The sequence below is a fragment of the Dactylosporangium maewongense genome (genome assembly GCF_039531485.1).
Classification (GTDB): Bacteria; Actinomycetota; Actinomycetes; order Mycobacteriales; family Micromonosporaceae; genus Dactylosporangium; species Dactylosporangium maewongense.
The window spans coordinates 623,739-645,673 of record NZ_BAAAQD010000001.1; the positions used below are offsets into that span (position 1 = coordinate 623,739).

Consider the following 21,935-nt stretch of genomic DNA (forward strand, 5'->3'; position numbering starts at 1 on the left):
CTTTCTCGGACCGCCCAGGGAAATTCTCTGCACGCATCCGAAGAAGTCAATGGCCCGGGTGGTCAGGGGGTGATGGAGCCCCGGCGGGCGGCACGCGAGCGGCGCACGCCCAGGACGCCGACCACGATCAGGAGGACGCCGAACACGCCGACACCCGCGACGATCATCGTCAGGTCGTGCAGCGTCAGGTTGGACATGAACGAGGACATGGCGCCAAGTGTGCCAGTTCGCCGGCCGCCGCGATGCCCCGGATGATCATGCGGAGCGAGCGCCGGCCGGCCCGCGGCCACCCGGGCCGGCCGTCTCGCTTCCGGTGAGCTTGTGCGATCGCATGCTTCGCTTCCGGTAACACCAGTCTCAGTGGAACCGTCCGGCACGAGGCACGAACCGCCGCAGCACCACCCGATCGATGATTTTTAGGGCACCTTGATGGCGGCCACCGTGGTCGTCAGGCCTGCGGTGAGCCGGTCGAGCTCCGCGGCGAGCTCCTTCGCGCGCAGCACGGTCGCGTGCGCCTCCCTGCGCTTGCCGGCGACGACGGTCATCGTGTCGGCGATCTCGGCGGCGCCGCCGGCGGCCCGGCCGATGCCGCCCGACATGCCCGCGGTGGTGCTGCTCTGCTGCTCGACCGCGCGGGCGATCGTGGTCTGGAAGCCGCTGACCCGACCGATGACGTCGGTGATCCGGCCGATCGCCTGCACGGCGCCGGTGGTGTCGGCCTGCAGCGCGGCGATGCGGCGGGTGATGTCCTCGGTCGCGGTGGCCGTCTCCTGCGCCAGGTCCTTGACCTCGCTGGCGACGACGGCGAAGCCCTTGCCCATGGCGCCCGCGCGGGCCGACTCGATCGTGGCGTTCAGCGCGAGCAGGTTCGTCTGCTCCGCGATCGACGTGATGACCTTGATCACGGCGCCGATCTCCGACGAGGAGTCGCCGAGCCGGGTCATCGTCCTGCCGGTGGCGTCGGTGACCCGGACGGCGTCGGCGGCCACGGTCGCGGCCTCGCCGCTGCTGCGGGAGATCTCGCCGATGCTGGCGTCCAGCTGCCGCGCGCCGTCGGCGACGCCGGTGACGTGGGTGTGCACGTGCTGCGCCGCCTCCAGCACGCGCTGCGACGCGGCGACGGACCGCTCGGCCGAGGTGAGCATCTCCTCGACGATCCCGCCGAGCTGCCGGCCGGCGGCGCCGAGCGCGGCGGCCGACGCGGCGACGTCGCGGACCGTGCCGGCGACCCGGTCGAGCGTGCCGTTCACGGCGGCGGCCAGCGGCGAGGCGCCGTCCGGCACGCGCCCGGTGAGGTCGCCGGCGGCGGCCCTGCGCAGCACCCGCAGCGCCTCGTCCCCGCCGCCCGCACCGCGGCGGCCCGCGAGGAAGCCGACCGCGACGCCGGCCAGGACGCCGCCCAACACGATCAGAAACGTGGACATGATGCCCTCCCGGTCCTCCCATCGGCCGGGAACGTGAGGAAACCAGAGGTTCCGGTGATGGACTTCCCGCATCGATGAGGCAGGATGACCCCGATGGGTGAGCTGCTGCTGGGGGGTCGCTATCACCTCGAGGAGCTGCTCGGCTCGGGCGGCATGTCGGTGGTGTGGCGGGCCCGTGACGAGGTCCTGCACCGCGCGGTCGCGGTCAAGGTGCTGCACCTGAACGACGACCGGCAGGACGGCCGGATCCGTGCGGAGGCGCGCGCCGCCGCCGCGCTGTCGCACCCCAACCTCGCCCAGGTGCACGACTTCGGCGAGGACGGCTTCCCGTTCCTGGTCATGGAGCTGGTCGAGGGCCGGACCCTCCAGCAGCACATGGACGACGGCCCGATGCCGCCGGCGGAGGTGTTCCGGATCTGCGCGGGCGTCGCCGCCGGGCTCGCCGCCGCGCACGAGGCCGGGCTCGTCCACCAGGACGTCAAGCCGGCGAACATCATGGTCACCCCCGCCGGCGCGAAGCTCGTCGACTTCGGCCTCGCCACGCCCGCCGGCTCGCGGCTGCCCGACGACGTCCTCGGCACGCCCGCGTACCTGGCCCCGGAGCGGCTGACCGGGCAGGTCGCGCCGCCGTCGGACGTCTACGCGCTCGGGGTGCTGCTCTACCGGCTCCTGTCCGGGGAGCTGCCGTGGACGGCGGAGACGACCACCCAGCTGATCCGCGACCACGTCTTCACGCCGCCGCTGCCGCTGCCGCCGCTGCCCGGGGTGCCCGACGCCGTCACCAGGCTGTGCATGGCGAGCCTGGCGAAGGACCCGGCCGGCCGCCCCTCCGCTTCCGCCGCCGCCGGTGTACTGGCAGCGGCCGCCACCACCGGGACGACACCGACCGGCGCGGTGGCCGTCCCGACACCGGCCGTGGCCGCCGCCACCACCACCGCCGCCGGCGATGCCGGGTCCGACCGCGCGGGGCGGGGGCGCCGGTTCGCCCTCGCCGCCCTCGTCCTGCTCGTCGCCGCCGCCTTCCCGTGGATCCTGGCCGCGCTGGACGGCGCCAACCGGCGCGACACCGCCGGCGCGGCCACCAGCGGCCCCGCGCATCCCGATGCCCAGCGCGGCACGCTGCCAGGTGGCGCCGGGCCGGGCGGCACCGCGTCGACCGGCGCGACCGGTTCGCAGGGCCCTGGGCCGGGCCTGCCCCCGCAGCCGTGGGGCGGCACGCCCGCGACCACGCCGGCCGGGCCCACGACACCCACGGGACCCACGACGCCCACCGGGGGCACGACGCCGCCGCGCACCGCCGGGCCGACGCCGCAGGGGACCGCGCCGGTCGCGTTCACCACCGAGGCCGGCACCGTCCAGGCCGCGTGCACCGGCGCCGGGCGGGTCCGGATCGTGACCGTGACGGTGACCAAGCCGTACAAGACGGAGACCCGCCAGGACGGTCCGGCCGCGACCGCGTTCGTCGAGCTCCGCCACGGCAACGCCCTCGTCCGGATGACGTTCACCTGCCCGTCCGGCGAACCTGTCATGAATGTGACGCGTAGCACCCGCTGATTCGCGCTGCGTGTACTTCTCCCTATGAATTGTCGCTGATCAATGGTCGGCTGGACTGATGACCAGACCTTCCACGCACGCGGTGATCCTCGGCGCCAGCATCGCCGGGCTCCTCGCCGCCCGCGCGTTGAGCGACACCTTCGGCACCGTGACCGTCATCGACCGCGACGACCTCACCGGCACCGGCCCCCGCAAGGGCGTCCCGCAGGGCCGGCACGCGCACATGCTCTTCGCCAAGGGCCGCGAGGTCCTCGAGGACCTGTTCCCCGGCCTCACCGGCGAGCTCGTCGCCGCCGGCGCGCTCACCGTCGACGTCCAGGCGGGCTTCGCCTGGCACAACGGCCCGAACCCGATGGCCCGCGCCGCCTCCGACCTCGTCGTCCTGGCCGTCAGCCGGCCGGCCCTGGAGGACTACCTGCGGGCCCGCGTCGGCAAGCTCCCCAACGTCGCCCTCCGCGGCGGCCTCGAAGCCACCGGCCTGCTCCACGACCCGGCCACGGGCGGTGGCACCGTCACCGGCGCACGGGTCGTCCCCGCCGGCGCCGGGCCGGGCGGCGCGGCCGCCATCGTCATCGAGGAGCTGCGGGCCGACCTGGTCGTCGACGCCACCGGCCGGGGCAACCGGGGCACCACCTGGCTCGGCGAGCTCGGCTACGCGCCGCCGGAGCAGGACAGCGTCATGGCCGGCGTCGTGTACGCCACCCGCGAGTACGAGCGCCGCCCCCTCGCCAGCGGCATGCTCGGCGTGCTGACCGGGGTGACGCCGGAGTACCCGTACGGCGCGGCGCTGCTGCCGATGGAGGGCGACCGCTGGATCCTGACCCTCGCCGGGCTCGGCGACGACCTCCCGCCCACCGACGAGGCCGGCTTCGCCGCCTACGCGACCCGCCTGCCGATCGGCGACCTCGCCGAGGTGGTGCACGGCGCCCGGCCGCTCGGGCCGGCGCGGCCGTTCCGGGTCCCGGCGAGCGTGCGCCGGCGGTACGAGCGGATCCCCCGCCACCCGGAGGGCTTCCTCGCCTTCGGCGACGCCATCTGCGCCTTCAACCCGATCTACGGCCAGGGCATGACCGTCGCCGCGCTCGAGGCCCTGGAGCTGCGGGCCGCGGTCGCCGGCGGGCTCGACGGCCTGCCCCGGCGCTTCTACGCCAGGGCGTCGAAGGTGATCGACACGCCGTGGGACATGGCCGTCGGCGGCGACCTCGCGTTCCCGTCCGTGCCCGGCAGGCGCACTGCGAAGATTCGGTTCTTCAACTGGTACATCGCGAAACTGCTGCGCGCGGCGGAGACCTCGCCGGAGGTGGCGGTCGCCTTCCACCGCACGGTGAACCTGACCGCGCCGCCGGAGCGCCTCTTCGCCCCGGCGATCCTGCGGCGGGTCTTCCTCGGCCGGCCCTGAGGCCGGCGCCGGTGCTGGCGATGACGCCTCGCTGGCCCTGACGCCTCGCTGGCCCTGACGCCTCGCTGGCGTTGACGGCGGCGCGGACGGTTGACGTTGGCGTCGACGGTGGTGCTGGCGTTCATGGCGGCGGTGGCGCCGTCAGCCGAGCGCGCGGATGGTCCGGTCGCCGACGACCAGGAGGCGGCCGGAGGCGAGCATGAGCTCGGCGGACGTGTCGTCGTAGGCGGCGAGCCGCAGCCGCCGCACCACGGCGCCGTCCGTGGCGCGCAGCACGACGATCTCCGTGAACTCCGACGACGGCGTGAAGTTGCCGTGCTTCACCGCGGCGTACACGTGCCCGCCGCCGCTGACCAGCGCGGCGTGCAGCGCGTTGTACTGGTAGCCCGGCAGCGCCAGGGGAGTGGCCCAGGCGGCGGCGCCCGAGGTCGGGTCGTAGCGGCGGACGGTGCCGGTGAGGCCGTAGCCGAACAGGGCACCGTCGCCGGCGGACAGGCCGTCGACCCACTCGTCGCCGGCGGCGGTGCCGCGGCACCAGCGGACGGCGCCGGTCGCCGGGGCGAGCGAGCACAGCGCCTCGGGGCCGGCGCCGGAGGCGAGCAGCGACCCGCGGTGCCCGACGAGCGAGAACCCGGGCCGCATGCGGGTCCAGAGCCGGAGCCCGGTCTTCAGGTTGAACGCGAACAGCAGGCTCGCCCCGCCGCTGCCGTCGCCCGTGCCGCGGACCGGGCCGTAGGCGCCCTGCACGACGACGTCGCCCACCACCGCCGGCGCGCCGGCCGCGTCGCCGTCCACCGCGCCCGACCAGGCCAGGGTGCCGTTGCGGACGCGGTACGCGCGGAGGTGGAACCCGGTGCACAGCTCGCGGCATTTCGGTCCGCTGGTGACCAGGACGTGCCCGCCCGCGACGGTGAAGGGCAGGATCGCCCCGTCGTCGGGCAGCGGCACCTCCCACCGTTTCGCCCCGTCGCGGGTGTACGACGCGAGCCGGCTACGCGTGCCGTCGGCCTCGAGGCTGCGCACGAACAGGGCGCCGTCGACGTCGGCGAGCTGCAGCGGGCGGCGGCCGGCGAGCCGGCCCAGGACGGTGACGGCGCCGGAGCGCACGTCGACGCGGCGCAGCGCGCCCTTGCCGTAGGCGACGGTGACCTTGCCGCCGGCGACGGCCGCGCCGCCGACGGTGTCGTCGCCGCCGGCCTGCCGCTGCCACACCTGCCGCCGCACATCGAGGCCGCCGGTGCCGCTCTGGTAGTTGTCGTTGGCGGCGCCGCCGCCGTGCTGCGGCCAGTTGCCCGGGGTCGCCGCCACCGCGGGGTCCGCGAGCAGCGCGCCGGCGACACACACGGCGACGACCGCCGCCATCCTGCTGATCATGGAGTCAGCGAACCAGCGGCAGGTTGCAGGGCGGTGAGAACGGTCGCAGTCCACCCGCCCGTGTGCCCGCGGGCGTCACGGCGTGCGATAGTCGGAGGGTGGCGGCGCGGTAGGCGCGCTGTCCCGGACGAGTCACGTCGTACCCGGCCCGACAAGACGACGTGGTGCCCGGGAGTATGCCATGCTCGTCCAGATCCTCGGTTCCCTGTGCGTCCTGCTGCCCTTCGTGCTGGTCCAGCTCGGCGTGTGGACGTCCACGTCGCGCCGGTACGTGTGGCTCAACCTCATCGGCTCCACCGCCCTCGCCGTCGAGGCCGCCCTGGGGCACGACTGGGGGTTCCTGCTCCTGGAGGGCGTCTGGGCGCTCGTCTCCCTGCGCTCCCTCTTCACGTCCCGCTCCGGTCACACCGCCGCGCCGGCTCAGGACGCCAGCCGCACCTGACGCGTCGTGCAACCTTCGGCGGCGGTGCGTCCGTCGTACGGGGGACGACGAGGAGGCGCCGCATGCGACAGCCGGACCAGGAGGACTTCCGTGCGTTCGTCACCGCCCGCATGGACCGGTGGCGGCGCACGGCGTTCCTGCTCTGCCAGGACTGGCACGGCGCCGACGACCTCGTCTCGATCATGCTGGGCAAGCTGTACCGCAGCTGGCACCGGGTCGCGTCCGCCGACAACCCGGACGCGTACGCGCAGCGGATGCTGACCCGCACCTGGCTCGACGAGTGCCGCCGCCCGTGGACCCGGGAGCAGCCGCAGGACGTGCTGCCCGACCGCGGCTGGGACCCACCCGACGGGTTCACCGAACGCGAACGCCTCGGCCGCCTCCTCGCCACCCTCGGCGAGGGCCAGCGCGCGGTCCTCGTCCTGCGGTTCTACCTCGACCACTCCGTCGAACAGACCGCCGAGCTGCTCGGCATCGCCCCCGGCACGGTGAAGAGCCAGTCGGCGCGGGCGCTGCAGGCCCTGCGCGACCTGGCCGCCTCGGGGACGGGGGACCAGCGATGACCCACCAGCTCTTCGACGACTTCATCGGCACGCCGCCGCCCACCTCCGTCGACCTGGACCGCATCATCGCGACGGAGGAGCGGGCGTCGGCGCGGCGCAGGGCGTACACCATCGGCGGCGCGCTCGTGCTGAGCCTGGCCGCCGTCCTCGGTGCCGCAGTGCTGCGCCCCTCCGCGCCCCCGCCGGCGCCGGGCGCCGCGCCGCGCGACCGTACCCCCGCCGAGTGGTCGGCGTGGATCGACCGCGAGGTGCACGCGCTCGTGCCGGACCTGCAGTGGCGCTCCCTGCCGGGCGCGACCGGCCCCGCCGGCGCGCCGCGCCTCGAGATCTCCGGTGGCGGCGACGGGGGTGCCGCCACCGGCTTCATCATCGACGGCCACCCCGGCGTGCTGGAGATCACCGTGACCGCAGGCTCGGCCGCGGACCCGCCGGTGACGGCCAAGGTCCTGTGCGCCGGCGGGCCCGACTGCACCACCAGCAGCTCGGGCACCGACGCCACCTGCGTCGTCCACGCCATCGTGGACCGCCCGGAGCCCGACGGCTTCGCCAAGGTCGCGCAGATCCGCTGCGCCGTCCCCGACCACGGTCCCCGCGTGACGATGCTGGTGTCCAGCGCGCCCGCGGCGTCCCCGAAGGACCTGCCGCTCCCGCCGGATCAGCTCGTCCCGCTCGCCGCCCACCTCGCCGTGGAACTGGCCCCCTGATACGCCGACTCGCGACGCGACCGTCCGTGGCGGGCCACACTCGGATGAGTGACGACGATCGGCCCCGATGCACCGCAGGCGCGCCCCGCCAACCCGGCGCAGTCGCCCCGCCCGGCGCCGGCCACAGCTCCGGCTCCCGCGTCTGGCCCGGCTCCCGCGTCTGGCCCGGCGTCCGCTTCTGGGCCGGCTTCCGCGTCCGGCCCGGCGGCGGTGTCCGGGCGGACGGTGCGGGCCGCGGATGGTCCGTTGGCCGGCGCGTTCCTGACGATGCCGGCGCTGCGCCTGCTGCTCGCGGAGACCCTCCGGCCGGGTGCCCTGTCGGCGGTGGTGGACGAGCTGATCGCCCACCTGCAGCGTCTACCTGCCCGTCCAAGGGCGGGCGCTGCTCCAGCAACACCCGGCCAGGCTCCCGCACCCTCGCCCCTTCCCGCGCCGTCTCCGCTTCCCGCGCTGCCGTTGTGGGACGCCATCCGTCCAAGCATCGTCGCGGGGCGATGGCCCTCGGTCCCGGGAGGACCCGGGCCACCGTCACCACCCGGAGCCCCGCCACAGCCCGGCCTTCCTCCACAACCGCCCGGCCCAGGCCCGCAACCGCCCGCACCTCCTCCGCAACAGCCCAGCCCCGCCGCACAACCGCCCGGTCTTCCCCCGCAATCACCTGATGCTCCTGCGCAACCGCCCGGTGAACCCGCGCAACAGCCTGGTCGTCCCGCTCAATCGCCTGGTGCGCCCGCTCATTCGCCTGGTCCTGCGGCGCAGTCGCCTGACGCTCGTGTGCAACCGCCTGGTGCTTCTCAGCAGCAGGCCGGTTCTCCTGTGCAACCGCCTGGGGCTCCCGTGCGGCCGACGGGTGCTTCTCCGCAACAGCCTGGTGCTGTTGCACAACTTCCTGGTGCGTTGCCGCAACAACCTGGTTCTCCTGCACGGCAGCCTGGTGCCGCTCCGTCGGCTGGGGGTGTGCCGCTGCCGTTGTTGCAGGAGGGGGCGCCGGCGTTGCCCGGGGGTGTGCCGCCTCCCTCGTCGCACACGGCCGCGCCACCCGTGACCGGAAGTGGGCGGCAGCCGCTCGAGGACCTTCGGGCGTTGCTGCCGGGTGAGCCGGCGGCGCAGCGGGAGGTGTTGCGGGAAGCGGTCGGGTGGCTGGTGGAGCACGTCGACCAGCCGCAGGTCCTCGCGGCCCGGTGTGCGGAGCTCGGGCCGGTCGTGGCGCAGCTCGGGGTGGTGCCGCAGCGGCTGGACAACCTGGCGGTGCTGTTCGTGGACATGTTGCGGGCCAACCCGCCCGGGGTGCCGGTCCGGCGGGACCAGGAAGAAGCGTGGGCGACGACCGGCAGGCTCGTGGCGCGGTGGCTCGCGGACGGGGCGGCCGCCGCCGCGCACGAGCCGGTGTCGTGGAGCGCGCCGGTGCTCGCGCACGAGCGGCGCGGGCAGGTCGGGGCGGAGCTGCGGGTGCGGACGTACCTGCCGTATCCGTGCCTGCCCGGGCAGCTCGCGGTCGTCGAGTCGGTGCTGCTGCCGGGGCGCTGGCGGCACTGCTGGGCCGTGCCCGACCCGGCCGCTGGCAACGTCGGCGAGCTGCACGTCGTCCCGCACGGCATCGATCCGGTCGGGGCGGCGCTCGTCGAGCGGACCGCGGCCGGTGACGTGTTGCGGTTGCGGCCGGTGTACGGGCAGCCCGCCGCCGACCCGATGTCGGCCCGGCCGCTGCTCGTCGTCGCCGGGCGGGACGCGGTGGCGCCGGTGCGGGCGCTGCTGGGGATGCTGCGCGCGACGGGGGATCCGCGGGCGGTGACGGTGTTCTGGCCGGCGGCGGTGGAGCGGGACCTGTACCGCCTGGCCGACGTCGCCGCCGAGGGCACCGTCGTGATCCGCGGCCGGTTCCCCGCGGGGCACGACGAGGACTGGACCGGCCACGACGCGTTCGTCGCCGACGAGCCGGCGGCTGTCGCGCAGGTGCGGGCCCGGGTCGTGGCCGCCGGTGTGCCCGAGGACCACGTCCGGGTCGCCGCCGGGTGAGCCGGCATCACCCGAACGGGTGACACGGGCGGGCGTGCGATGGGCCGTTCGTGCGCGTCGTAGCGTACGAACGGCCCAAAAATGCGAGTTTTGTCAGATTGCTGGCAACGTCATGATCGTCGTTTAGCTTCGGGTCATCTGCCCTACTTCGTGGAGGTGAGATGGGAATCCGGAAGGGTGTCGCCGTCGCCGTGGCGGCGGGTGTCGTCGCGGCCGGAGCCGCCGTCCATGCCGGGCCGGCGTTCGCGGCCGACTACGGCGTGGTCCGCGGCGTGGTCGCCTTGACCAACAGTGCACGTGCCCGGGCGGGCTGCGGCCCGGTCACGTTGAGCCCGCGGCTGAGCTACGCCGCGTGGCAGCACTCGAGGGACATGGCCGACCGCGGCTACTTCTCCCACGGGTCGCCCCGCGGTAGCGGCCCGGGAAGCAGAGTGGCGTCCGCGGGCTACCGGTGGTCGTCGTACGGCGAGAACATCGCCTGGGGCCAGCGCAGCGCGCGCGAGGTCATGAACGACTGGATGAACAGCCCCGGTCACCGGGCCAACATCCTCAACTGCCGGTTCCGCAACGTCGGGGTCGCGGTCGCGTACGACGGACGCGGCGTGCCCTACTGGACCCAGGACTTCGCCAGTCCGCGCTGAGGGTGGGACGAGCGTTCCCGCGGGCACGACGACCGCCCGCGGGAACCTCGCCGGTCGGCGTCCACGGACAGCCGGCGGAGCGCGTCGGGTGGCGACGGGCGCGCCGGGCGGCGGAGCGCGTCGCGGATCAGAAAAAGTAGCCGGCCCGCATCCGGAACACATGCGGCAGCAACTCGGCGCGGTCGACCTCAAGGGGCCGCGCACGGAGCCCGGATCGTCTCCATGCGGGTGATCGAATCGAGGCGCGCGAGGTGTCGCGCGCCGATTGTGATCTCGTCCCCGTCGTATTTCGCGATCATTTCAAGCAGGCGCGCCGACCGGGGCGGGGGAGCCGGCGTTCTCCGTGGGAATAGGAATACGCACTTTCCTCCAAACGCCGCCGAATCGTCGTTGAGAAAGCGATGAGAAAACCATAACAGTCGATCTTGTTTTGGTGGACCGGCAGAATTGGCGCGGGCCGCAAGATTCAGGGCGGGGGCGGCGGGCCGCGGGAGATCTTGCGGCATTCAGCCAGTTCACAGCCAGGGTTCACCACGTGTTGCCCGGGTGGGCTGGACAGATCGGGCGCCGGACCGCCTAATGGAATGCACCCCGCCGGACCCGCAGCCCGGTGGTCGCCGGAGCACCCGGGACAACCCTGCCCCACCCCCGCCGTTCATCCAGCCGTCGCCGCTCATCCGGCATTCGCCGAACCGGCAGCAGCGCCCGCACGGCTCGTAGAACCGCAGTACAACCGAAACCGCCGCCGCACGCGTCACTCAAGTCAACCGCAACACCACCCTGGGTAGCACGCACCCTTGAACGGGAGGCCGCCGTGAACGACATCCTCACCGAGGCAACCGCCGCCGCCTACGTGGCCGCCGCCGGGTTCCGGGTCGGTCCTGTCGGACGCGTCGGCGTCGAGCTCGAGTACTGCGTGCGCGACCTGAGTGAGCCGATGCACCGGCCCGATCCGGAACGCCTCCTCGACCTGCTCGCCCACCTCGGCAACCCGCTGCCCGGCGGTAGCGGCGTCACGATCGAGCCCGGCGGGCAGCTGGAGCTGTCCTCCGCCGTCGGCGCGTCGATGGCCGACTGCGTCGCCGCGCTCGCCGCCGACCTCGCCCTCGTCCGCGCCGCCCTCGCCGGCCACGGCCTCGTCCTGGACGGCACCGGCCTCGACGACGTGCGGGCGCCGCTGCTCGTCACCGACCACCCGCGGTATGTCGCGCTCGCCGAATACCACGAGCGGTCGGGCCCGAAGGGGCTCGCGGTCATGTGCAACTCCGCTTCGATCCAGGTCTGCCTGGACGCCGGCACCGACGACCCCGACGACTGGGGCCACTACCGGCGCCGGTGGTGGCTCGCCGACGCGATCGGCCCGGTGGTCATGGCCGCGTTCGCGAACTCGCCGCACCGCTCGAAGTCCGGCCGGCGCTGGGTGTCGCACAGGCAGGGGCTGCGCTTCGGCACCGACGCCAGCCGCACCCGCGCGCCGCGCCGCGCCGACGACCCGCGCGCCGCCTGGTCCCGGTACGCCCTCGCCGCCAACGTCGCCATGGTCGCCGGCCCCGGCCGCTGGCACGTGCCGGCCGGGCTGACGATGCGCGCCTGGCTGCGCGGCCACGGCCCTCGGCCCGTCACGCTCGACGACCTCGAGCGGCACCTCGGCACTCTCGTCCCGCCGGTGCGCCCCCGCGGCTACCTGGAGCTGCGGATGATCGACCAGCAGCCCGGCGACGGCTGGGTCGTGCCGGTCGCGGTCGTCACCGCCCTGCTCGACGACCCGCAGGGCGCCGAGGCGGCCGCCGCCGCGGCCGAGCCGCTGCGCTCCCCGCTGCGCCGGCATCGCGACTGGGTCGGCGCAGCCCGCGAAGGCCTCGCCGACCCGGCGCTCGCCGCCGCCGCCCTGACCTGTTTCACCGTCGCGGGTGAAGTCCTGCGCCGGCAGGGCGCCCCGCTCACCGTGCGGGACGCGGTCGCCGAGTTCACCGACCGGTATGTGGCACGCGGATCCTGCCCGGGCGAGGACCGCCGAGAGCAGCGCCGCAAGGTCCGGGTCGGCGCCGGCGGATGAGCCGCTGGCAGCGCCGGGAAGGGTCCGGCCCCCGCCCGCGGACGCACTGCGGGCGGGTGGCGGAGGTCCGGACCGGCGCGGGCGGATGAGGCCCCGGCATGGGCGGACGAGACGGTGGCGCGGCACCCCGGGTGTGGTATCAACGGGGTGACGATCCCCAGCGCCCACGCGCGCGACCACACCGAGGAGCCGGACCAGTGCGGGACATCGCCGTGTTCAGTGGCAGCGCCCATCCGGAGCTGGCGGAGGAGATCTGCACCCATCTCGAGGTGCCGCTGCAGCCCGTGCGGGTCGACCGGTTCGCCAACGACTGCCTCGAGGTGCAGCTGCAGGCCAACTGCCGGGAGCGGGACGTGTTCCTCATCCAGCCGCTGGTCCCGCCCGTCCAGGAGCACCTCGTCGAGCTGCTGCTGATGCTCGACGCCGCCCGCGGCGCCTCCGCCGCGCGCACGACCGTGGTCATGTCGCACTACGCCTACGCCCGCTCCGACAAGAAGGACGAGCCGCGCATCTCCATCGGCGGCCGGCTCGTCGCGGACCTGCTCAGCGCCGCGGGCGCGTCCCGGGTGCTGACGCTGACCCTGCACTCGCCGCAGGTGCACGGGTTCTTCAGCGTGCCCGTCGACCACCTGCACGCGCTGCGCGAGCTCGCCACCCACTTCCGCGGCCTCGACCTCACCAACAGCGTGGTGGTCTCGCCCGACCTCGGCAACGCGAAGGTGGCATCCGCGTTCGCGCGGTTGCTGGGTGTACCGGTGGCCGCCGGCGCCAAGCAGCGCTTCAGCGACGACCGGGTGGTGATCAGCGCCGTCATCGGCGACATCGAAGGCAAGGACGTCATCGTCCTGGACGACGAGATCGCCCGCGGCAGCACCGTCATCGAGCTGATCGACCGGCTCCGCGAGCGCGGCGTCGCCAGCATCCGCGTCGCCTGCACGCACGGCCTCTTCACCGATGGCGCCCTCGACCGGCTCGCCGCCCAGCCCGACGTGCTCGAGATCGTCTGCACCAACAGCGTCCCCATCCCGAAGGGGAAGTGGGTGCCGAAGCTGCGGGTGCTGTCGATCGCGCCCGCGATGGCCGAGGCGATGCGCCGCATCCACAACGGCGAGTCCGTCAGCTCGCTGTTCCACTGACCTCCACATGCGCATGGAACAGCCTTTCCTTGGGGTGCTCGGGCCGATGCGGGGCCTGATCGGCGGGCGGCCCGTCGACCTCGGCGGCCCCCGCCAGCGGGCCGTCCTCGCCCGGCTCGTCGTCGCCGGCGGGCACGTCGTGCCGACCGACCGGTTCATCGACGACCTGTGGCAGGGCGTGCCGCCGCCGAAGGCGCTCGCCGCGCTCCAGGTGTACGTGTCGAACCTGCGCCGGGTCCTGGAGCCCGGCCGCCCGCCGCGCACCCCCGCGACCGTGCTCGTGACGGCGGCGCCCGGGTATGCGCTGCACCTGCCCGCGGACGCCGTCGACGCGTGGCGGTTCGAGGCGCTGCTGCGGGAGGGCACCACGGTCGCGGGCGCCGACCCCGGGCGGGCCGACGGGCTGCTGCGGGATGCGCTGTCCGCGTGGGAGGGTCCGGCGTACGCGGAGTTCGCCGACGAGTCGTGGGCCGTCCCGGAGGCCGGGCGCCTGGAGGAGCTGCGGCTGGTCTGCGTGGAGGTCGGCGGGCGGGTCGCGGTGCGGCTCGGCCGGGCGGCGCTGGCCGTGCCGTCGCTGGAGCGGCACGTGTCCGCGCATCCGCTGCGGGAGGAGGCGGTGCACCTGCTCGCGTCGGCGCTGTACGCGGCCGGCCGGCAGGGGGACGCGCACGCCGTGCTGCGGTCCGCCCGGGACCGGCTGGCGGCGGAGCTGGGGGTCGATCCGGGACCGGCGCTGCGGGCGCTCGAGGCGGACGTCCTCGCGCACGCCCCGCACCTCGACGCCGCTCCGCGCGAACAGGCGGGTGGCACGGCTTCACCCGGGCAGGCGGGCGGCTTGGCCGGGGAACCGTCGCCGGCCGGGGCGGGTGCGTCGGGCACGGGCGCCGCAGCACCGGACTCGCCGAGGCGGGAGGCGCCGCTGGGACCTTCTCCGTCCGGGCCGTCATCTCAAGCGCATCCGTCCGGGGGGTTACGCCGTACATCTGCCGAAAACGCGGACAGAGGAACGTTCGGCCGGTCGGAGGAGCTGGCCACGCTCGACCACGTCGCCGGGGAGGTCCTGCGGGACGGGCTGCGGGTCGTGTGGGTCGGCGGGGAGGCAGGAGCGGGGAAGACGACGCTGCTGCGGATGTTCGCGGCGCGGCTCGGCTCCGGCTGGAAGGTCGCGTGGGGCCGGTGCCCCGAGGTCGACGGGGCGCCGCCCGCCTGGGCGTGGAGCGAGGTGCTGGGCGCGCTGCCCGCGGACCGTCCCGACGCGCGGCTGGCCCCGCTGCTGGGCACCGGGGGCGGCGGCGGGCAGTTCGCGCTCGCGCAGGCCGTCGGGGAGCACCTCGCCGGGTTCGGGCCGCTGCTCGTCGTGCTCGACGACGTCCACCGGGCCGACGGCGAGACGCTGCAGGTGCTGCGGCACGTGGCGGTCGCGTTCGCCGACCGGCCGCTGCTGCTGGTCGCCACCCACCGGCCCGGCGAGGCCCGGCCCGACCTCGACCCGGTGCGGGCCGCGCTCGCCGGGCACCGGGCCGTCGACGTCGACCTCGGCGGGCTCGACGCCTCCGCCGGCGCGGCGCTCCTGCAGCACCTCGGCGTGCCGTCCGACGCGGTCGACGACGTCGTCGCGCGCACCGGCGGCAACCCACTGTTCCTCACCGAGACCGCCCGGCTCGTCTCCGCCGAGGGCGCCGACAGCGCGGTCCGCGCCATCCCGTCGGGCATCGGGCACGTCCTGCGGCGGCGCCTCGCCCGGCTCCCCGCGCCCGCGCAGACCGTGCTGCGGCACGCCGCGGTCCTCGGCCGGGACGTCGACATCGACCTGCTCGTCGCCGCCGACGGCGCGGGTGAGGACGCCGTCCTCGACGGTCTGGAGGCCGGCGTCGTGTCGGGGCTGCTGGAAGAGCCGGCGGCGGGGCGGGTCCGGTTCACGCACGCGCTGCTGCGCGACGTCCTCTACGACGACATGCCGCTGCTGCGGCGGCGCCGCCTGCACGCCCGGGTGCTCGACGTGCTCTCGGCCGCCGCGGAGCCGGACGTCGCCGCGCTCGGGCACCACGCCCTGGCCGCCGCCACCCCCGCCACCGCCGCCGTCGCGGCCGGGCACGCCGCGGCCGCCGCCCGGCAGGCCGCCGGGCTGTACGCGCACCGGGAGGCCGCCGGGCTGTTCCGCGGCGCGCTGGACGCCGGTCCGCTGCCGCCGGTGCTGCGCCACGACCTGCTGTGCGGGCTCACGTCGGCGCTCGCCAACGCCGGTGACGTCACCGCCGCCCGGGCCGCCCGAGCCGAGGCCATCGCCGCCGCCGCGCTCGCCGGCGTGCCGTCCGTGGCGGCGCTGACCGCGTACGACGCCCCGGTCGCCTGGACGATCCGCGCCGACCGCACCATCGACACCGCGCTCGTCGCGCAGCTCGAAGCGGCGCTGCTTGCCGGTGCTGCGGTGCCGGGCGGTTCCGCGCCGGCGGGCGGTTCTTCGGTGCCGGCTGGTTCTGCGCCGGCTGACGCGGCGGTGCGGTGCCGGTTGCTCGTCGCGCTGGTGTACGAGCTGGAGGGCGACGACCTGGAGCGGTGCGACGCGGCCAGCGCCGAGGCCCTCGCCCTCGCCGGCGACGACCCGCTGCTGCGCTGCCACGCGCTCAACGCCCGCTACTTCGCGGTGCTCAACCCCGCCCGCCGGCACGAGCTCCCCGCCGTCGGCGCCGAGCTGCTCGAGGTCGCGACCGCCGCGGGGCTGGTGCAGTTCCAGGCGCAGGCGCACCACGTGCTGTTCCAGGCCGCCCTCGAACGCAACGACCTCGCCGCCGCCCAGGACCACGTCGACCGCGTCGTCCGGCACGCGACCGCCGGCCAGCTCGGCGTGGCGCTGTCGGTGATGGCGCTGTTCGCCGCGGTGCGCGCCCTCTTCGCCGGTGACCTCGCCACCGCCGTGCGCCTCTACACGGACCTCACCGCCCGCATCGCCCGGGCCGGCCAGCCGAACGCCGCTCTCGTCGGCGTCGCGGGCGTCTTCTTCGTGCACCTCGCCGCCGGCACGACAGGAGAGCTCCTGCCGATGCTGCAGCCTGTGTACGACCGGCTGCCCGACGCCGTGAACGACCTCATGGTCCGCGCCCTGATCGACGCCGGCCGCGCCGACGAGGCCCGGGCCATCTGGTCGCCCGACACGGCGCCGGTCCGGGAGGACTACTACTGGCTCGCGTGGAACGGGCTGCGCGCCCTGAACGCCGCCGCCCTGCGCTCCGTGCCGCACGCCCGGGCGCTGTACGCGGACCTGCTGCCGTGGGCGGGCCAGTTCGTGGGGCTGGCGAGCGGCTCCCTGTCCGGCCCGCCGGTCGACCTGGTCCTCGCCGCCCTGGCCGACGTCCTGGGCGACGCCGCCGCGGCCGCCGGGCACCGTGCGGCCGGCCACGCGCTCGCCGCCGCGACGGGCGCGCTCCCGTGGTGCCCGCCGGCGCCGGGCGCGTCGCCGTGATGTCCTCGCCGGCGTCGGGCGCGTTCCCGTGACGTCCGCCGGCGCCGGGCGTCTTCCGTGATGTCCGTCTTCGTCAGGCGCTGAAGATCACGGCCTCGCGGCGGGCGAAGCCGCGGCGGGTCGCGGCGAGCAGCACGCGGAGCACCGGCCCCGCCATGCGCTTGAGCTCCGCGAGCTCGGCCGGGGTGGCGTACCGCTCGATGCGCGGCAGCTCGAACCCCATCTTGCCGCCCTTGCGCACCGCGGCCTCCACCTTGTTCCAGTCGGCGTCGGACACGTACCGATGGATCACCGGGAACAAAGTCCGCTCCTCGTCCTCGATGTGCTCGTCCAGCATGTCCCGCAGCACGCCCAGCGCCCCCGCGAGCCGCTCCGCCGCGTCCCTGTCCCCGGGCGTGACGGCAAGGGCCCTGGCGTCCCGCCGGATCGCGTCGAGCAGCGGGTCGAGCTGCCGGTGGTCCTCGGTGAGCTCCCGCAGGTCGACCTCCGCCCCGGCGCTGGCCTCGAGGACGGGCCACAACACGTCGTCCTCCGCCTGGTGATGGTGGTGGATCCCGTCGCACAGTGTCTCCAGGTACCCGGCGATCGCCTTGGCCCGCGCGGGCGTGTTCGCCGTCCTGCCGTCCGCCACGTCCCGCAACAACGCCGCGAACCGGCGCGCGTCCCCACGCATCGACCGGTGGTTCACAGTGATCCCGACAAGATTCGGCATGATCCGCTCCTCAGCTCAAGTGCTTCCGGCCTTCAGCACACCGCCTCCCACTTGGCCGCCACTTAACGTCTGGTTACCGCCGGGGGCCAGCCACCCACCCCCGCTGGTTGGCGCGTCTCGTCACCCGGGCCTCGACCGGCCCTGCCCCTCGCCGCCGCCATCCCTCACGCCCGGCAGCCGTCCTTCTCTCGTGCCTGGCGGGTTGTCCTCGTCTCGCGCCGGGCGGGTTGTCCTTGTCTCGCGCCGGGCGGGTTGTCCTCGTCTCGCGCCGGGCGGGTTGTCCTCGTCTCGCGCCGGGCGGGTTGTCCTTGTCTCGCGCCGGGCGGTCGGCCTGCCCTTGCGTCTGGTGGCAGTCATTTCTCGCGTCTGGTGGCGAGCGTCCTCTTTGCCCGGCAGTGGTCACTGCTTGCCTGTCCGCGGTCATCCCTCGGGCCCGGTGCTCGTCGCTGCACCCCTCTCGCAGACGTTGGTCAATGCCCGCTTATGTGCCTTTTGCTCTATAGACGTTGCGCGATCCACCTGCAATTCAGAGATCGAATTGTGGGTGGATCGCGCTTCTTCTATGGAGCAAAAGGTGTGAATCGGGGCATTGGCCAGCGTCTGTGGCGATGGTGGCAACCCGTGCGACTCGTGCGTCCTGTGGCGGCGGTCAAGGGGTGGGGTGGAGGGCCAAGGGAGCGGGGGAGCCGGACAGGTTGAGGAGGTCGTCGACGGGGGTGCGGGTGCCGAAGCGGTACGCGCGGGAGAAGGCATCCTCGGGCAGCGCCGCGTGCAGGGCCCGCTCGGTGGCCTGGCGGGCGGGGAGCTCGCAGGCGGGCGTCGGGGCGCCGATCTCGTGGCGGATCACGTCGGCGGCGGCGAGCAGGGCGGTGGCGTGGGCCGGGTCGCCGAGGCGGCGGCGGGCCTCGGCGAGGGCCTCCAGGACGCTGGCGCTCCGCCAGCGGTCGCCGACGCGGCGGTGGATGGCGAGGCTGGCGCGCAGGCGTTCGGCGGCGGCGGCGACCGCGTCGTCGGCGAGGTCGACGCGGCCGAGCAGGTCCTGGGCCCAGCCGATGCCTTCGGGGAACGACAGCTCGGTGAAGCGGTCCAGGGCGTCGACCAGGTGGCGGCGGGCGCGGGGCTGGTCGCCGCCGAAGTGGGCGACCGCGCCGAGGTGGGTGAGGGTCGAGGCGACCGATTCGTCGTCGGCGAGGTCCCGGAACGCGGTGAGGCTCGCGTCCAGCAGCGCGGCGGCCGCGGTGAGGTCGCCGGACAGCCAGGCGGTGCCGCCGGCGAGCTGGGCGGCGCGGCCCTCGCCCCAGGCGTCGCCGGCGGCGCGGTAGAGGGTCAGCGCCTCGTCGAGGTGGTGGCGGGATCGGGGGTAGTCGGCGCGTTCGCGTTCGACGCAGCCGAGCAGGGTGAGCAGCCGCCCGCGGGTCTGTGCGTCGGGCGGGCCGGCGAGGGCCTGCGAGGCGAGGGCCTGCGAGGCGAGGGCCTGCGAGGCGAGGGCCTGCGAGGCGAGGGCCTGCGAGGCGAGGGCCTGCGAGGCGAGGGTGGCGGCGGCCGGGTAGTCGCAGTCGAGCAGCGCCAGGCTCGCGGCGGCCGAGCAGGCGGCGACCCGGAGCGACGGGGGTGAGTCGGGGCGGCGGAGCAGGGCTGATGCCAGCCAGTCGCGGCCCTGGCGGTACACGCCGGTGAAATGCTGGAAGGGCGCGAGGGCCGTCGCGAGACGCAGGTCATCGACGCCGGGGCGGGTGGCCAGCCAGGTCATGGCGGCGCGGAGGTTGTCCTGTTCGAGGGTGACGGTGCGCAGGATGTCCCGCTGGCCGGGGCCGCGGACGCCGGCGGCGGCCTGCTCGGCGAGGGCGACGAAGTGGCTGGCGTGCGCGTCGCGGGCGGCGGCGGCCTCGTCGGGGAGCTCGGCGAGGCGGGCGGCCGCGTACGCCGCGACGGTCTGCAGCATCCGCCGCCGGGGCCCGCCGGCCGGGGAGCCGTCCGCGGGGGAGACCAGGCAGCGCTCGGCGAGGGCGTCGAGCAGGCCCGGCCCGTGCGCGGGCAGGACCGCGGCCGCCGCGGGTGTGAAGCCGCCCTGGAACACGGCGAGCTGCCGCAGCAGGGCCTGCTTGTCCGGGGAGAGCAGCTGGTACGACCAGTCCAGCGCGGCCCGGAGCGTGCGATGGTGCTCGGGGCCGGCCGCCTTCGCGTCGGCCAGGACGCGGAACCGGTCGGCGAGCAGCCGGCGGACCTCCGGCACCGACAGCAGCGCGGCCCGGGCGGCGGCGAGCTCGACGGCGAGCGGCAGGCCGTCCAGCGCCCGGCAGATCGCGGCGGCGCCGGCCCGGTGCTCGCCGGGCAGCGGGCGGCCGGTCCGCTCGAACATCCGCGTCTCGAACAGGCGCAACGCCGTCGCGTCGTCCAGCGGCGCGACCTCGAGCACGGTCTCGTCGGGCAGGCCGAGCGCCTGCCGGCCGGTGACGAGCAGCCGCAGGGCCGGCGCCGCCGCGAGGAGGCGGACGGCGAGCGCGGCGACCGGGTCGGTGACGTGTTCGCAGTTGTCCAGCAGGAGCAGCGCGGGCGCGTCGCCGAGCGCGGCGAGGAGTGTGCCGGTCGCGCCGGCGTCGGCCCGGCGCGCCACCCCGAACGCGTCGAGCACGAACCCGGCGGCGTCCTCCGCATCGTCGCGGAGCGGCAGGGTGGCGTCTTCCGCCTCCTCGCGGAGCGACAAGGCAGCGCCCGACTCTCCCTCGCGGAGCGAGTCCCCTGCCCCTTCGCGGGGCGACAACGCGGCGCCTCCCGCCCCCTCGCGGAGCCACAAAGGAGTGCCACCTGCTCCCTCGCCGAGCGGCAACGCAGGGCTCCCAGCGTTCTCACGAGGGGACAAATACGAAATGTCGGATAAATCCGGGCGCTTGCGCCTGGATTTATCCGGGGTGGGGGACGGGGGCATGGTGGTCAGGTCGACGAACCACACCGGTGTCGTCGCGGTGGCGCCGACCGCGATCGCCAGGCGGGTCTTGCCGCTGCCCGCCGGCCCGACGAGGGTGACCAGCCGGTGGTCGGGCGAGGCGAGCAGGCGGCCCGCGGCGCGCACCTCCGCGTCCCTGCCGACCAGGCTGGTCAGCGGGGCCGGTAACGCCGCGCCGGACTCCATGCCGGCACTGTACCGGGGTGGCCCCACCCTCCGGCACCAGCCGAAACGCCCCGATGGTGCGAGCGTGTCGCTGGTCGGCGGGGACCTTCTGGAGGTAATGATTGCTCATGAGGATCCATGCCGCGGCGACCCGCTGACCCGCGATGGCGTTTCTGGTCGAGATGCCCGACGGCGGGTTCCTGGAGGTCGAGGAGCGCACCGACATCGCCCCCGACGACCTGTCGGTGATCGGCATCCTGGGCGCGTCGCCGCTGGAGGGCACCGGACTGATCACGTTCGGCGCGGTGATCCGGGCCGGCCTCGACGAGGACGAGCAGGACGAGTTCGCGGACTGGATCTACGACCGGGTCGTGCTCTTCGCCGAGCTGGGCGGCGAGGTCGACGGCTGGGAGCGCCTGGAGGACGGCACCTGGCGCGTCGAGTCCCGCCGATAAACGTCCCTCCGATAGACACGGTCCGCGACGGCGCGGACACCGCGCGGTGCAACTTTCCGTTCCGGGGCGGCGGTGAGGTGGACGGCACATGAACCCGGGTCACCTGTGGGGTCCGCCCGGGTTACGCTCACGTTGATGACGATCGAGGTCCAGGGCGCGGGGCGCCTCTTGCAGGTCGGCACCGCCACGGAGATCGGCCGGCGGTATCCGGCCAATTTCGACGTGCTGCACACCGCCGAGCTGCAGCGCCGGCCGGGCCTGTGCGCGGTCGTCGCCGACGGCATGGGCGCGGGTGAGGGCAGCCGCACCGCCGGCCGCACGGCCGTGGACATCTTCACGACCGCCGTGCAGGAGCACCGGGGGCCGTTCGCGCCGCCGCCGCTCTTCGCCGCGGTCGCCGACGCTCAGCGCCAGGTCCGCGCCGCCGGCAAGTCCCTGCGCGAGCTGACCGGCTGCACCCTCACCGCCCTGGTCGCCGACGCCACCGGGGCGTGGGTCACGCAGATCGGCGACTCCAGGGTGTACCGGCTACGCGGCGGCCTCCTCGAGCTCCTCACCATCGACCACACGGAGGCGTGGCTCGGCGCGGTGCACGGCTGGTTCCCCGCCGACTCGCCGCAGGCCGAGGCCGCCCGCTACCAGCTGCACCGCTTCATCGGTCACCCGGGCCTGCCCGAGCCGGACGTCCTCAGCGTCACCATGTTCCCTGGCGACGTCTATTGCCTGTGCACCGACGGGATCGCCGAACAGGTGCCGTACCAGCGCATGGAGGCGACGCTGAGCTCCGGGGCACCCCCGGACGTGATGGCGTCCGCCCTGGTCGCGGCATCCCTGGAGGCCGGCGGCCGCGACAACGCCACTGCCGTCGTCGTCAAGGTCTTCTGACCCAC

17 protein-coding genes and 1 riboswitch are annotated in these 21,935 nt (G+C 75.0%); of the genes, 12 read left to right on the plus strand and 5 right to left on the minus strand.

Translation table 11 applies throughout. From position 1 onward, the window contains the following. Positions 1-62: 62 nt before the first annotated feature. Positions 63-209: a hypothetical protein gene (locus ABD332_RS02620; RefSeq protein ID WP_344499072.1), complete on the minus strand. Its 147-nt coding sequence runs from the start codon at positions 207-209 to the stop codon at positions 63-65. 207 nt (positions 210-416) lie between these two features. Next, positions 417-1,424: a methyl-accepting chemotaxis protein gene (locus ABD332_RS02625; RefSeq protein WP_344499074.1), complete on the minus strand. Its 1,008-nt coding sequence runs from the start codon at positions 1,422-1,424 to the stop codon at positions 417-419. A 93-nt stretch (positions 1,425-1,517) separates the two neighbouring features. Between ABD332_RS02625 and ABD332_RS02630 the strand changes: the two genes are divergently transcribed. Continuing rightward, positions 1,518-2,978, plus strand: a complete 1,461-nt coding sequence (locus tag ABD332_RS02630) for a serine/threonine-protein kinase (protein WP_344499076.1) — start codon at positions 1,518-1,520, stop codon at positions 2,976-2,978. A 58-nt stretch (positions 2,979-3,036) separates the two neighbouring features. Further along, on the plus strand, positions 3,037-4,377 hold the full coding sequence (locus ABD332_RS02635; protein WP_344499078.1) for an FAD-dependent oxidoreductase: 1,341 nt from the start codon (positions 3,037-3,039) through the stop codon (positions 4,375-4,377). A gap of 141 nt (positions 4,378-4,518) precedes the next feature. Here the strand turns inward: ABD332_RS02635 and ABD332_RS02640 are convergent, their stop codons facing one another. Next, the gene (locus ABD332_RS02640; RefSeq protein WP_344499080.1) at positions 4,519-5,751 is read right to left on the minus strand and encodes an outer membrane protein assembly factor BamB family protein; all 1,233 of its coding nucleotides are present in this window, start codon (positions 5,749-5,751) and stop codon (positions 4,519-4,521) included. A gap of 99 nt (positions 5,752-5,850) precedes the next feature. After that, positions 5,851-5,917: riboswitch (guanidine-III (ykkC-III) riboswitch) on the plus strand. A gap of 15 nt (positions 5,918-5,932) precedes the next feature. On the opposite strand from ABD332_RS02640, the gene ABD332_RS02645 reads away from it, so the two are divergent. The 8 genes from ABD332_RS02645 to ABD332_RS02680 all read left to right on the plus strand — a co-directional run bounded on the left by ABD332_RS02645 (position 5,933) and on the right by ABD332_RS02680 (position 16,769). Then, a complete protein-coding gene (locus ABD332_RS02645) occupies positions 5,933-6,193 on the plus strand; it encodes a CBU_0592 family membrane protein (RefSeq protein WP_344499082.1) in 261 nt (86 codons plus the stop codon). 62 nt (positions 6,194-6,255) lie between these two features. Next, a complete protein-coding gene (locus ABD332_RS02650) occupies positions 6,256-6,756 on the plus strand; it encodes a SigE family RNA polymerase sigma factor (protein WP_344499086.1) in 501 nt (166 codons plus the stop codon). Beyond that, on the plus strand, positions 6,753-7,460 hold the full coding sequence (locus tag ABD332_RS02655) for a hypothetical protein (protein ID WP_344499088.1): 708 nt from the start codon (positions 6,753-6,755) through the stop codon (positions 7,458-7,460). The genes ABD332_RS02650 and ABD332_RS02655 overlap by 4 nt, the downstream gene beginning before the upstream one ends. Positions 7,461-8,501: 1,041 nt before the next feature. Next, positions 8,502-9,476 (plus strand): hypothetical protein, encoded by a 975-nt coding sequence (locus ABD332_RS02660; RefSeq protein ID WP_344499090.1) that lies wholly within the window; start codon positions 8,502-8,504, stop codon positions 9,474-9,476. A gap of 161 nt (positions 9,477-9,637) precedes the next feature. Beyond that, positions 9,638-10,117: a CAP domain-containing protein gene (locus tag ABD332_RS02665; RefSeq protein ID WP_344499092.1), complete on the plus strand. Its 480-nt coding sequence runs from the start codon at positions 9,638-9,640 to the stop codon at positions 10,115-10,117. Between the two features lie 814 nt (positions 10,118-10,931). Further along, the gene (locus ABD332_RS02670; protein WP_344499094.1) at positions 10,932-12,173 is read left to right on the plus strand and encodes a glutamate-cysteine ligase family protein; all 1,242 of its coding nucleotides are present in this window, start codon (positions 10,932-10,934) and stop codon (positions 12,171-12,173) included. A gap of 197 nt (positions 12,174-12,370) precedes the next feature. Next, positions 12,371-13,309, plus strand: a complete 939-nt coding sequence (locus ABD332_RS02675; RefSeq protein ID WP_344499096.1) for a ribose-phosphate diphosphokinase — start codon at positions 12,371-12,373, stop codon at positions 13,307-13,309. Between the two features lie 46 nt (positions 13,310-13,355). Further along, complete coding sequence (locus ABD332_RS02680; protein WP_344499098.1) at positions 13,356-16,769, plus strand: ATP-binding protein; 3,414 nt, start codon at positions 13,356-13,358, stop codon at positions 16,767-16,769. 73 nt (positions 16,770-16,842) lie between these two features. On the opposite strand, the gene ABD332_RS02685 is transcribed toward ABD332_RS02680, so the two are convergent. Both ABD332_RS02685 and ABD332_RS02690 read right to left on the minus strand, forming a co-directional pair. Further along, complete coding sequence (locus ABD332_RS02685; protein WP_344499100.1) at positions 16,843-17,481, minus strand: hemerythrin domain-containing protein; 639 nt, start codon at positions 17,479-17,481, stop codon at positions 16,843-16,845. Positions 17,482-18,130: 649 nt separating this feature from the next. Further along, positions 18,131-20,611, minus strand: coding sequence for an ATP-binding protein (locus ABD332_RS02690; RefSeq protein ID WP_344499102.1), 2,481 nt, complete (start codon positions 20,609-20,611; stop codon positions 18,131-18,133). A gap of 143 nt (positions 20,612-20,754) precedes the next feature. On the opposite strand from ABD332_RS02690, the gene ABD332_RS02695 reads away from it, so the two are divergent. Then, entirely contained in the window at positions 20,755-21,045 is a 291-nt protein-coding gene (locus tag ABD332_RS02695) for a hypothetical protein (protein WP_344499104.1), read from the plus strand. Between the two features lie 135 nt (positions 21,046-21,180). Next, positions 21,181-21,930 (plus strand): PP2C family protein-serine/threonine phosphatase, encoded by a 750-nt coding sequence (locus tag ABD332_RS02700; RefSeq protein WP_344499106.1) that lies wholly within the window; start codon positions 21,181-21,183, stop codon positions 21,928-21,930. Positions 21,931-21,935: the final 5 nt, after the last annotated feature.